At 65.3% G+C, this 11984-nt stretch carries 11 protein-coding genes and 1 pseudogene; 1 reads left to right on the forward strand and 11 read right to left on the reverse strand.

What is annotated here, in order from left to right; translation table 11 throughout:
- The 7 genes from KDB67_RS17745 to KDB67_RS17775 form a co-directional block, all read right to left on the reverse strand.
- Positions 1–511: Uma2 family endonuclease (locus tag KDB67_RS17745; protein ID WP_291018423.1), on the reverse strand; the 511-nt coding region annotated here is incomplete at its 3' end.
- 99 nt (positions 512–610) lie between these two features.
- Positions 611–1780 carry a phosphotransferase gene (locus tag KDB67_RS17750; RefSeq protein ID WP_291018426.1) on the reverse strand — a complete coding sequence of 390 codons (1170 nt, stop codon included), beginning with the start codon at positions 1778–1780 and terminating at the stop codon, positions 611–613.
- Positions 1781–2135: 355 nt separating this feature from the next.
- Complete coding sequence (locus KDB67_RS17755) at positions 2136–4154, reverse strand: VWA domain-containing protein (RefSeq protein WP_291018429.1); 2019 nt, start codon at positions 4152–4154, stop codon at positions 2136–2138.
- Positions 4155–4369: 215 nt separating this feature from the next.
- Complete coding sequence (locus KDB67_RS17760) at positions 4370–5803, reverse strand: sigma 54-interacting transcriptional regulator (RefSeq protein WP_291018431.1); 1434 nt, start codon at positions 5801–5803, stop codon at positions 4370–4372.
- Between the two features lie 346 nt (positions 5804–6149).
- On the reverse strand, positions 6150–6713 hold the full coding sequence (locus KDB67_RS17765) for a maleylpyruvate isomerase family mycothiol-dependent enzyme (protein ID WP_291018433.1): 564 nt from the start codon (positions 6711–6713) through the stop codon (positions 6150–6152).
- Positions 6710–7201 (reverse strand): SRPBCC family protein, encoded by a 492-nt coding sequence (locus tag KDB67_RS17770; RefSeq protein WP_291018435.1) that lies wholly within the window; start codon positions 7199–7201, stop codon positions 6710–6712. Before KDB67_RS17770 ends, KDB67_RS17765 begins: the two co-directional genes overlap by 4 nt.
- Positions 7202–7231: 30 nt before the next feature.
- Positions 7232–7594 carry a metalloregulator ArsR/SmtB family transcription factor gene (locus KDB67_RS17775; protein ID WP_291018438.1) on the reverse strand — a complete coding sequence of 121 codons (363 nt, stop codon included), beginning with the start codon at positions 7592–7594 and terminating at the stop codon, positions 7232–7234.
- 317 nt (positions 7595–7911) lie between these two features.
- Here KDB67_RS17775 and KDB67_RS17780 point away from each other — a divergent pair, with 317 nt between their 5' ends.
- Positions 7912–8784: a hypothetical protein gene (locus tag KDB67_RS17780; RefSeq protein WP_291018441.1), complete on the forward strand. Its 873-nt coding sequence runs from the start codon at positions 7912–7914 to the stop codon at positions 8782–8784.
- 173 nt (positions 8785–8957) lie between these two features.
- Here KDB67_RS17780 and KDB67_RS17785 read toward each other — a convergent pair whose 3' ends face one another.
- The 4 genes and pseudogenes from KDB67_RS17785 to KDB67_RS17800 form a co-directional block, all read right to left on the reverse strand.
- Positions 8958–9857, reverse strand: a complete 900-nt coding sequence (locus KDB67_RS17785) for a TauD/TfdA family dioxygenase (protein ID WP_291018443.1) — start codon at positions 9855–9857, stop codon at positions 8958–8960.
- A gap of 65 nt (positions 9858–9922) precedes the next feature.
- Positions 9923–10771: an ABC transporter ATP-binding protein gene (locus tag KDB67_RS17790; protein WP_291018445.1), complete on the reverse strand. Its 849-nt coding sequence runs from the start codon at positions 10769–10771 to the stop codon at positions 9923–9925.
- Positions 10755–11795 carry a glycine betaine ABC transporter substrate-binding protein gene (locus KDB67_RS17795; RefSeq protein ID WP_291018448.1) on the reverse strand — a complete coding sequence of 347 codons (1041 nt, stop codon included), beginning with the start codon at positions 11793–11795 and terminating at the stop codon, positions 10755–10757. The genes KDB67_RS17790 and KDB67_RS17795 overlap by 17 nt, the downstream gene beginning before the upstream one ends.
- Before the next feature lie 12 nt (positions 11796–11807).
- Positions 11808–11984 (reverse strand): annotated as a pseudogene (locus tag KDB67_RS17800) (ABC transporter permease); the annotation flags it as partial.

Below are 11984 nucleotides of genomic sequence, written 5' to 3' on the forward strand. Positions count from 1 at the left end.
CCCCTTCGGGGAGCAGTTCGAAGGTGTACACCACCATCGCGTCGTCCTCGTTCTCCACGCGCCAGAAGCACGCGATACCCGCCTCGGCATACTGCGCCGGACGCAGCTTGCGGTCCTTGGTCTTGGAGCCGGGTGACATGACTTCGATGGCTAGGTGGACGTCGGTGGGCGCGAAGATGAAGCTGCCCGAAGCGACAGCTTCTCGGGACACCGCCAGCACGTCGGGCTCAGGATTGCTGTGTCCGAGGTCGACGCCCTTCTCGTTGGCGACGACGAACTCCCGTGGAGCGACGCCCCGTAGCGCCGACCTGAGGTAATGCGCCACCTCGTCGTGCCAGTGCGTCGGCGTCGCCATCATCACGATGTCACCGTCGCGCAGCTCGAATCGGCCACCGATGATCTCCATCAGTTGTGGAAGGTCGGCGGTAGTGAACCCACTCGGAGGCGGGACCGGCAGCGAGACGAGCCGCGTGGCGAACGGCTGGTCGCCGGGATGCGGGGCGGCGGTCATGACGACAGTCTAGGCGTGGTCGGTGGGGATCGACGGGAGAATATCGGGGCCTGTGGATAACTGATCCACCGTCCTCAACTGCGAACGTTGCGACCGGGGTTACGTCCGGCGATCGAGGATGCCGCGCAAGGCTTCCGCGGTGTCGAGGTCCTGCAATGCGGCGGTGAAGCGGGACAACAGCCCGGTGCACAGGGTTTCGTCGTCGCCGCCGTACATCGCCAGCGGCGCCCAGGCGGCGTTCCAGGCGATGACCATCAGCCATCGATGCAGTTCGAAGGCGTCGGCGAGGGAAGGCACGTCGTCGACGCCGTGGGTGCGCAGGCCGCCGAGGTAGCGAGCTATCAGGTCCTTTTCCGACGCCGCTCGTGCCTCCGGTTCCAGGGACCAGCCGATGAAGTAGGTGACATCGCGCATGCCATTGGCCTTGTGCACCTGCTGCCAGTCGAACAGGCCTGCGGTGCCGTCGGCGCGGGTAAAGGTGTTGGCGGCGTGGGTATCTCCGTGACAGAACGTGGGCGACATGGATTCGAGTTCGGTGTCGAAGATGTTCTGGTTCTTGAGGTATCGGGTGGTGAGTTGTTTGATCTCCGTGGGGACGTCGTCACGGCGTTGCAGCCAGGTGCGATTGATCAGCGGCATCACCCGTTGTCCGATGGGCCAGCCGGGTTGGCGGGAGTACGGGGTCAGCCATTTCAGAGCACCGCCGAATCGCGGTGAATTCCAGTACGCTGCATGGAGTTTCGCGAGGGAATCGATGACCGCTTCGGCGTGACCGAGCGGCACGGTGCTGCCGAGTTCGAAGAACGTGGCCTCGTTCGGTTCGAGGGTGGCGAGCGCTATTGCGAATCGTCCGCCGCTGCGCAGCCGGGCACCGTACGGGGTGAGAGTGATGTCGGCGACGGCCGGATACAGCTCGTTGTAGAAGCGGACCTCGTTCTGGCACAAGCCGAATGCCGAGTTGAGGATTCTGGTCGACACGCCGGCGGGCGTGCCTTTGGTGAACAGTGCGGTGGGCAACTGCGCCGCACGTCCGTCGGCGTTCCAGGTGAGGACAAGGTGGGCGTGGTCGGTGGTCATCGCGTCGCCCGCGATGACGTCGACGCTCTCGATGCGGGCGCCGGGGATGTCGCTCGCCAGCGCTGCGGTCAGTTCGTCGGCCGTGAACCCACCGATGCCGTAGTGCCGCTGCCCCGGCACCCACGGCGACGCCCCGAGCGCAATGTTCTTGAGGGTGCGTCCCACCTCGACGATTGCCGCTATCTCCACCATCCTGGGCATCTTACCGTTGCAGCAACGGTAGGAGGTGGTCCGGCCATGCCGACATCTCACCGGACCCTTCGAGACCCTCGCTCCTACGTCGCTTCGGCCTCAGGGATCAAGAAGGCTGGTCGCGACTGATCAGTCTCAGGGATCAAGACACGTCCCCTCGCGTCGTGACCACACACTTCGCGCCGTTGCCCAGCGACACGTATCCCCTCGCGCATGACCACACATCTTGATCCCTGAGGGCGATGCGAGGCACGAGCGAGCGTCTCGAAGGGTCCGGTGAGTCGCGGCTCCCAACTGATCCCGACGACTGTCGCGGCCACCCCTCACGACGCCCGGTAGCGTGCCGGTCCCCGGGTCAGCCGCGGCGGCGGGCGCGGCTGTTGAGGTAGTCGCCGACGACGGCGGCACCGAGACCGTCGAGGTCAGGGGCCACGACGCGGCCGCCGATGCGGCGGGCGATCTGATCAATGAATCTCGCCAAACCCAGATCCTCACCGAGTCGGAAGAACGTCACCTGGGCACCGAGTCGGGAGATGTGGTCGAGTTCGCGGACCGTGAGCGCGATAGTCTGCGGGTGCGGCGGGTAAAAGAAGAACGGCTCGCCCGACGGGTCGAGGTGGGCGGTCGGCTCACCGTCCGTCACCACCAGGACCACCGGCTGCGCGTTGGGGAAGCGCCGCAGATGACGCTGCGCCAGCAGGAGCGCATGGTGCAGGTTGGTGCCCTGCTCCCAACGTGGTTGCAGGCCGGTCAGTTCGGCGATGTCGATGGTGCGGGCGTGCCGGCCGAACGCGATCAGATGCAGCTCATCGGACCGGAATCGGGTGGACACCAGGTGATTGAGTGCGATGGCGGTCCGTTTCATCGGCGTCCACCGGCCCTCCATTTCCATCGAGAACGAGGTATCGACGAGCAGCACCACGGCAGCCTGGGTGCGTGATTCCGTTTCCGAGACCTCGACGTCGCGCACATCGATGCGAACTCCGCCCTCGGCGATGTCGCGCACCGCAATTGACGGTTCGCCGCTTTCGGAAAGCGTTCGCAGCACCGCGTTGGACACGGTGCGGGTCACATCCCAAGGGTCGGTGTCGCCGAACTGCCATTCGCGTGAGGCGCCGGTCGGTTCACCGAGACGACCACTGTTGCGGGTTTGCCGTTCGCCGCCGCGACCGGACATCTGCTCGGCCACATCCTTGAAGATCGACTGCCCCAGTTGCCGCATCGCCTTGGGGCTCAACCGGAATTCGCCGTCGGCGGAGCGGTCGAAGAAGCCTTCGTCGCGCAGCGCCTTGTCGAGTTCGGCGAGGCGCCGCACGTCGACGACGGCCTCCTCGCCGAGTTGCCGCATCAGCGCTTCGAGGTCGATGTCGTCGAGACCTGCACCCGAATACTGTTGGGACAGTTGCTCACTGAGGGCGTCGAGTTCGCCGATGTCGTGCAGCGCCGCGGCCCCTTCGCCGAGACCCATCCCCTGGCCACCGGAGAAATCGCTCGACTCATCCCAGCCGAGACCCGGCCGGGCCTGCCGCAGAGCCGAATCCATCTGCGCCAGTTGACTCATCAGTTCGGGCGAGCCGAACGCCTGTTGTGAGAGCTGGTCGAGTTCTGCGCGTTGCTCGGGGGTGAGCGAGTTGTAGAACTGCTGCGCCGCCGCTGCGCGTTGCGCCAGCAAATCGATGAGTTCCTCTGTGTTCTGCGGGTTTTCGGGAAAGAAGTCGCCGTGCTTGTCCATGAACTCACTGAACTGCTCGCCGGTGTCCTCGCCGCGGTTGTGGGCGTCGAGGAGCTTGTTGAGGTCGGTGAGCATGTCGCTGATGCGTTGGCGGTCGGCATCGGTGGCGCCTTCCATCGCCTGCTTCATCCCGGCGAACCGCTGGTCGAGCAACTCGCGGCCGAGGAGGTCCTTGATCTTCTCGAAGTCCTCACGGGCCTGGGCGCTGCGCCAGTCGTAGTTCGACAGTTCCTCCACGGCCTGCGCCGTCGACGTCGGCAGGTTGCCGATCTGCATTTCGGCGAACCGGGCGTCGTCGTCGAGGTCGCGGGCGAGTTGCTTGCGCTCCTCTAGGACGGCGCGGTCGAGGAGTTCGCGGATCTCCTGGAACGTCCCGTCGAGGTTCCGGTTGCGCAGCAGTTCCTGGCGACGCCGGTTGATCTGTTCACGCAGCTTGTCCAGGCCCCGCATGTTCTGCGAACCGCGCCGCAGGTACTCGCGCAGGGCACGCTGCGGCGACGACCCGGCCATCACGTCATCGCCGATCTCCCGCAACGCCTCCCGCAGGTCGACGGGTGGGGCGAGCGGGTCCGGTCCGCCGGTGTACCGCTGGTAGCGGGCGCGGTGGAATGAACGACGCGGAGGTGCCGGTTTGTCAGCCATGGTCGCTCCTTGAGGTGGTGACGTCAGGCGCGGAATGTCGCCGGACCCAACGCGTCCTTCGCTCCTTCGTCGCATCGGCCTCAGGGATCAAGATGCCCGCCCGCACAACCCTCGCATCGGCCTCACGGATCACGACATGCGGCCGCGCTGCGTTCGCCCCGACCCCGAGGGTCGGGCCGTGTGGTCGGTCGTTCGTCACCGCGGCTGTCACGTGATCAGCCGTAGACGGTTTGGCCGGACTCGTCGGCTTCTTTGTCTATTCGACGGGTCAGGTAGAGGCCTTCGAGGGCCAGTTCGATGGCGTTGGCTCGTTTGCCTTCGGTGTCGGCGTCCAGGCGGGTGGCGATCTCATCGAGGACCGGGACGTCGGGGATGGAGGCCAGGAAAGCTGCGGCGGTGACGCGGTCGCCGGTGACGACGGGGTCGCCCTCCTCCAGTGCGGTCACCAGCGAGGCCAGGTCGACGCCGCCGAGGTGGGCGCGCACCGCGTCGGCCTTCGATTTGCGCATCAGGTGGTCGAGGATCTCCAGTTCGCGGCCCTCTTCACCGGATTCGAATTCGATCTTGCCGCGCAGCACCTCCACCACCGACTCGAGGTCGACGATGCGGGCGACGGCTGTTTCCTCCCCGGTAACCGTGGCCCGGTGCAAGGCCGCGGCGGCGACGGTTTCGGCGGCGGCGATGGAGAAGCGTGCCGAGACACCGGAACGCCGGTCGATGGACGGATTGTCTCGGGCGTACCGGGTGAACCGGGCGATTGTCTCCAGGATCACCGCGGGGACGGTCGCGGTGAGGTCGGCCTCCTGCTCGATGACGGCGACCTCGTCGTCGAGTTCGAGCGGGTAGTGGGTGCGGATCTCGGCGCCGAACCGGTCCTTGAGCGGGGTGATGATGCGGCCGCGGTTGGTGTAGTCCTCGGGGTTGGCGCTGGCCATGACCAGGACGTCCAGCGGCAGCCGCAGCGAGTAGCCGCGCACCTGGATGTCGCGTTCCTCCATCACATTCAGCATCGACACCTGGATACGTTCGGCCAGGTCGGGCAGTTCGTTGATGGCGATGATGCCGCGGTGAGCGCGTGGGATGAGGCCGAAGTGGATGGTTTCGGGATCGCCGAGGCTGCGGCCCTCGGCCACCTTCATCGGATCGATGTCGCCGACGAGGTCGGCCACCGAGGTGTCGGGGGTGGCCAGCTTCTCGCTGTACCGCTCGCTGCGGTGGCGCCATCCGATGGGCAGGTCGTCGAGCAGGTCGGCGGCCCGGCGGATCGAGGCCGGGGTGATCGGTTCGTACGGGTGCTCACCCAGTTCCGAACCGGCGATGACGGGCGTCCATTCGTCGAGAAGCCCGGAGAGGGTGCGCAGCACACGCGTCTTGCCCTGACCACGCTCACCGAGCATCACCACGTCGTGACCGGCGATGAGGGCCCGTTCGAGCTGCGGAATCACAGTGGATTCGAAACCGACGATGCCCGGCCACGGGTCACGACCCTCCCGGAGCGCGGTCAGCAGGTTGTTGCGGATCTCGTCGCGGACGGTCCGCTGCACATGCCCACTGGCCCGCAGTTCACCCACGGTTCGGGGCGACGGGTGTCGGGTTTCGGTGGGTTGCGAGGTCGTTGCGGTGAAGGTCTCCTCTGGCACCCCACCCACGCTACTCTGCACGCCTGACAGGTGTGGATGAGCGCACCGTGGGCCCGTGGGCCGGGTTGGGAGCCTGGTCTCACCGGACCCTTCGAGACGCTGTCGGCTCGCAAGCTCGCCCGACAGCCCTCAGGGATCAAGATGTGTGGTCGCGGCCGCGACACGACACGACGCGGATCAAGATGTCTAGTCGCAGCCACGGCACGACAGCGTGACCCCCGAGACCCGACACCTACCAGCAATCGAGCGGCTGTGACACGACATCTTGATCCCTGAGGCCGAAGCGACGTAGGAGCGAGGGTCTCGAAGGGTCCGGCGACCTTTCGACGCATGATCGGTCCACCTCGAACGGCTGTTACGTCCCGGGATCACGGCCGATGAAACCCATCAGCTTCTCGACGGGGCCGGCGTCGGCGGGGACCGCCACCGCCCGGCCGTACTGGCCCGATGCCCGGAGCATGTCTTCGATACCGAGCATCCCGGACAGAAGCTGCTCGGCGAACGCGGGGTCGAGGTCGGCGGTGTGACCGGATGCGGCCGCGAGATCCCAGGTGTGCATGAAGACGTCGGCCGTGTAGAAGCGGTCGATGGCATCGGCCAGCCGATGACTGCCCGCCATCGGGTGGGTGAACTCTGATTCGGCGTCCGGTCCGTCCAGAAGTTGTTGAATAGCTTCGCTTCTCGACGCCCAGGCCGCCACGGGATCGTCGTCGACCGATCCGGCCGACGGTAGTTCGATGCCACCGCCGGCGAGGAAGCCTGGGAACCAGTCGATGAGGTGACGCACTACATCCAGGGCGGTCCACCCGTCGACCGGCGCCGGAGCTGACCAATCAGGTGTTGCGGCAATCTCTTTCGCAAACTCGACGGCAACCGCCCGGTGCCGGTCAGCGGGTGACAGTGCGGTCAGATCGGTCACAGTTCGCCCGATTCGAGGAGACGGTCGATGGCGGCGTAGCCGTCGTTCACGCCCGTCTCCATTCCCGATGCCAGCCAGCCGTCACGGGATTCGAAACTGTCGCACAGAGATTGGGCATGTAGACGGGTGGTTCCGTCACCGAGGTCCTCGAACCACAGGGTTTCCAGCGCCACATCGTCGGGCATCTCCTCCCAGGTGAAGGTCTGCACGATCTTGTCCTCGGAGACGGAATGGAAGCAGCCACGGAAGCGGTACTCGCCGTTGTCGTCTCGCGAGACGTACCGCCAGCTTCCGCCGTTGCGCACGTCCCAGTCGATGATCGTCGACGAGATGGAGTCCGGACCGACCCAGCGGACGAACAGTTCGGGATCGGTGTGCGCCTTCAGCAATTGCGCCGGTGTGCCGCGGAAGTCGCGGGTGATACGGATAACCGGGACCTTCGGGTCCGCTTCGATAGCTGCTTGCGGATAGCGGGTGGAGGTGGTCATGAGAATGCCCTTCTGGTGCCGCGACGACGATCAGCCCGCGTCGCGTTCGGTGGTGGTGTCCGCGTCGTCGTCGACGCCGTTCATCTCGTCGAGCAGGGCATCGAGGCGCACGAATCGCTCCTCCGCCTGCCTGCGATACCGCTCGATCCACTTGGTCATGAGGTCGAATACCTCCGCTTCCAAGTGAACCGGCCGCCGCTGCGCCTCCCGGGTCCGCGAGACCAGTCCCGCGTCCTCGAGCACCTTCAGATGTTTGGAAACGGCTTGCAGACTGACGTCGTACGGCTCCGCGATCTCGCCGACCGTCGCATCGGAGACCGTCAGCCGGGCGACGATGTCGCGCCGGGTGGGGTCAGCGAGTGCGGCGAACACCTTCGAGAGCTGGTCCGCCATCACTCCGTTTCCCTTTGCCAACCTTCCTCAACCCTTCGGTTGAATAAGAGTCAACACCCCATGCCCATCATTGTCAACCACCTGGTTGAGGAACAACCCGGAACGCTCTTCCCACGCCTGGCGAGACGCTGCTAAGCAATAGTTTGCTACTCGATCTAAAAGGTTGTTGCTACAGGAGGGAACAAATCTTCGACACTGAGTATTCGCAAGGTGGCCCCTATCCGACTCCTTCCCACCAAGGCCCGGCCCGACGCGCCACACGGGCTGCCCACTCAAATCTGAACAGCCGCCGTCCGATCGTGATAGAACTTCACGGTATGGCAGTCGTGGTAGGTGTTCACGGGATAGGTCAGCAGCGCTCCGGCGAGAACCAACTACGCGCTGCGTGGTTACCGCCATTGCGCGACGGGCTGATCGCTGCGGGGCACCGGTCGAAGTCTGAACGCTTTGCCGATGACGATCTGTCGGTCAGCTTCTTCGGTCGACTGTTCCTTCCTGCGGGCGCGCTGGGCGATATGCCGCCCTACACCCCCTACGACCTGGCATCCGATCTTGAGATCGAGTTGCTGACCGACCTGTACAACGGCGCCTTGGAGCAGGAGCCCACCCTGGGACCACCGGCAGGGGCATTGGGGCCGGCGCGCGTCGCTGTGCAGATGATGGTCGAGCGACTGCTGCGCTCACAGACGTTCGCCGGCCTGGTCCCGGAACGCGCGTTCATCGGCAACCTCAAACAGGTAGTTCTTTTCATCAACAACAGCACGGTCAAAAACGAGGTACTCACCCGAGTACACGATCGCGTCACTGACGACACTCGTGTCTTGATCGGACATTCGCTGGGATCGGTCGTCGCCTACGAATATCTGTGTAAATACCAACCGAAGAATATCGAGCTACTGATCACATTCGGTTCACCGTTGGGGATCCGCAACGTGATTTTCGACCGTCTGACGCCACCTCCCGGCTCCGGCGGCGGCATTTGGCCGGGCGAAGTGACCCGGTGGGTCAACATCGCCGACCCCAACGACGTAGTCGCGCTACGAAAAGACCTCAGTCCGCTGTTTCCGCCGCCCGAGGGGCGCCGGCCGATCGAAGACCGTCTCGTCGATATCGGAGGACTCCTCCACCACGGCATCGATGGGTACCTCAACACTGAAGCATCGGGCGCAGCACTCGCGAACGTCCTATGACCATCACCGACACCGACGGGAAACAACTGCGCAGAATACTGGTCATCGTCGGCTATGACACGCAATCAGGGTGTAGGGCCTAGAGAACTGTGCCCGTCAGGATCGGCAAACACGGACGTTATCCGCACCGTCGGAGTCTGCGGTAGGCGACCCGGAACCACAACCGATCAGCGCTACGGGCCGACGGGGATGTCGCCTCGGAGGGTGATGCGGTGCATGAGGCGGCGGGCGTCGCCGTAGTCGCGGTTGGCGTAGTGGGCGGTGTTGCGGTTGTCCCAGAGGACCAGGTCGCCCAGGCGCCAGCGGTGGCGGACGATGTGTTCGGGTTTGGTGAGGTGGGCGTAGAGGAGGTCGAGGATGCCGCGGCTTTCGGCGTCGGAGACGCCGTCGATGTGGGAGGTGAAGCCGGGGTTGATGAAGAGGGATTTGCGGCCGGTTTCCGGGTGGACTCGCACCACGGGGTGGCGGACGGGGGTCAGCTCGGTGACTTCCTTTCCGTCCCAGACATTTCCGCGTCCCTCTCGGCGCTGTTTGAGGTAGTAGCCGAATTCGCGGTTGCCGTCGTGGACGGCGGTCAGGCCGTCGATCAGGCGGCGCATCGGTTCCGACAGTGATTCGTAGGCGAGTTCGGCGTCGGCCCAGTTGGTGTCGCCGCCGTTGCGCGGCAACACAACCGGACGCAGGATCGAGCCAAGTGGGGGGCGTTGCATGAAGGTGACGTCGGTGTGCCAGACGTCGGCGAAACCGTTGTCGGCGCTGTCGAGGGAGTACACCTCGGCGGGGACGTCGCCGCTGTTCCAGACGGGGTGGCCGAAGGTGAGTTCGCCGAGTCTACGGCCGAATTCGATGTGGGCGGCGTCGTCGAGCTGCTGGTCACGGAAGACGATGACCTTGTAGTTGACCAGCGCCGCACGTATCGCGCGCACCTGGTCGTCGGAGGCCGACGCGACGTCGACACCGCGGATCTCGGCGCCGAAACGCGGGCCGAACTCGTCGATGTCGAACTCGACGCCGGAGAACACGGCCGCCCGGCCGGTCGGGGTGGTTACGGCTGTCGGTGTCACTGCGGTCATCGGACTCCTCTGTCCTACAAAGGCCGCCGGCCCCGCACAGGGCGGGACCGGCAGCGTGAATGGTGTTATTCGGCAGCACCTTTGATGGCCTCGTGCACCTGGGTGCGCAAAACCGTGTACTCGGGTGAGTCACGCAGTTCCTCGGCGCTCAGGCCGGTCCGCGGGATCGGCGAGGAGATGTCGAGGGCGATGCGGCCCGGCCGTTTGGTGAGCACCACGATCCGGGTGCCCAGGAAGGCGGCCTCTTCGGCGCTGTGGGTGACGAACACATTGGTGCGTCCCAATTCCACACTGACCGTTCGCAGATCGTTCTGCAGACGTTCGCGGGTCAACGCGTCGAGAGCGGCGAACGGTTCGTCGAGAAGCAGCAGGGAGGTTTCCGCCGCCAGCGCCCGGGCGATCGCCACCCGCTGCTGCTGGCCGCCCGAGATCTCCCAGATGCGGCGCTTGTCGACGTCGACGAGACCGACCCGTTCGAGCAGTTCCCTGCGGCGGGCGGGCCGCTGATCCTTCGGCACCCCAGCATATTTGAGCGCGAGGTCGACATTGCCGCCGACGGTGCGCCACGGAAACAGCCGCGGCTGCTGGAACACCACTCCCGCGGTGGTCCCGGGAATCGCTGTGCCACCGGAGATCTCGACATCGCCCTCGGCGGGTTGCTCGAACCCGGCGATGAGCCGCAGGAGTGTCGACTTGCCGCAGCCGGACGCACCGACAAGGACCAGGAACTCGCCCGGCTCCACTTCGAGGTCGACGGGGCCGACGGCGGTCACCTTGTCGGCGCCGTTGCCGTAGATCTGCGAAACCCCGCGCAGGCTGATCGATCCTGGGCGCCCGCCGGCGAACGGAGCAGGAGCGGCAGTCGGGACAGACGCCCGAGTGGGCGTCTCCTTCGTCTTACTGCTTGAGGACATCTGGCAATCCTCTCGTATAGATGGCCTTCTGGAAGACGTCCAGGGCCGGGGCGGATGGGATCTGCTGCTGGTCGGCCAAGAATTGCGCGGCGCTCTGCAGGTTCTGGGCCACGTTGCCCGGTGCGTTCTCGGTGCCCAGCCAAGTGGGTGAGGTCAACTCGGCCAGCGTCAGGTAGGTACCCTGCTTGAGCTGGTTGGCGGCATCTTCGGGGGTCGTACCCAGTTGCGCGGCAACGGCTTCGGCGGCCGCCTTGGGATCGGACTTGATCAGTTCGAGGGCACGTGCCTGTACCTTGCGCCAGGCGTCGACGGCATCCGGATTCTTCTCGGCGAACGCCGACGACACCACCCCGAGGTCGAGGGTTGGTTTGCCGGCGGTGGCCAGCTCCCGGCTCGCGATCAGGGTCTTGCCGTCTTTACGCAATTCGTCGAGCGTCGGCAGCCAGGTGTAGACGGCGTCGATGTCGCCTCGCTGCCACGCGGCCAGCGATGCCTGCGGCTGCAGGTCGATCAGGTTGACGTCCTTGACGGTCAGCCCGGCCTGCGCGAGTGCGGCGAGCAGGCTGTAGTGGGCTGTCGAGGCGAACGCGGTGGCCACCCGCTTGCCGCGCAGGTCCGCGACCGTGTTGATCCCGGTTCCGTTGCGCGCCACCAGGGCTTCGTTGTCGCCGGCGACGTCGAGGACGAAGGCCACCTGATACGGGATGTTCAGCGGCGCCGACAATCCGCGCGCCACCGGGCTTGAGCCGATCGCCGCGAAATCGACCTCCTTGGCGACGAACGCGGTGTTGATGTCGGCACCGGAATCGAACTTGGTCCACTTGATGTTGAAATCGGGCAGTGCCTCTTCGAGCCACTTGTTGTTCTTGACGATCAGGTCGCCGCTCGGGAACGACTGGTACGCAAGGCGGATCGTCGGTTTGGACTTGTCCTCGCCGGACCGGTCGACCGAGCAACCCGCGAGTGCGAGTGCGGCCACCAGCACGGCGGACAGGATCGCGACGAGCCGCCGGAAGTTATTGATGATCACTGGATTTCAGGCCTTTCCACGCCATGGCACCGCACGGTGCTCGATTGCTCGCAAAACCCCGTCGATGATCAGACCGGACAGACCGATCAGCACGATGCCGACCAGGACGACGGGGGTGTTGTTGTAATTACTGGCGTCCTTGACCACACCACCGATTCCGGGGATGCCGTTGAACAGTTCGGC

This window comes from Gordonia sp. (in: high G+C Gram-positive bacteria), assembly GCF_020438995.1.
Classification (GTDB): Bacteria; Actinomycetota; Actinomycetes; order Mycobacteriales; family Mycobacteriaceae; genus Gordonia.

Coding starts and splice junctions, on each gene's coding strand:
- KDB67_RS17770 (WP_291018435.1), bottom strand. CDS start 7,201: ATGACCACCTCCACCCGCTATCCGCAAGCAGCTATCGAAGCGGACCCG.
- KDB67_RS17785 (WP_291018443.1), bottom strand. CDS start 9,857: ATGACCGCAGTGACACCGACAGCCGTAACCACCCCGACCGGCCGGGCG.
- KDB67_RS17775 (WP_291018438.1), bottom strand. CDS start 7,594: ATGGCGGACCAGCTCTCGAAGGTGTTCGCCGCACTCGCTGACCCCACC.
- KDB67_RS17790 (WP_291018445.1), bottom strand. CDS start 10,771: ATGTCCTCAAGCAGTAAGACGAAGGAGACGCCCACTCGGGCGTCTGTC.
- KDB67_RS17750 (WP_291018426.1), bottom strand. CDS start 1,780: ATGGTGGAGATAGCGGCAATCGTCGAGGTGGGACGCACCCTCAAGAAC.
- KDB67_RS17780 (WP_291018441.1), top strand. CDS start 7,912: ATGGCAGTCGTGGTAGGTGTTCACGGGATAGGTCAGCAGCGCTCCGGC.
- KDB67_RS17755 (WP_291018429.1), bottom strand. CDS start 4,154: ATGGCTGACAAACCGGCACCTCCGCGTCGTTCATTCCACCGCGCCCGC.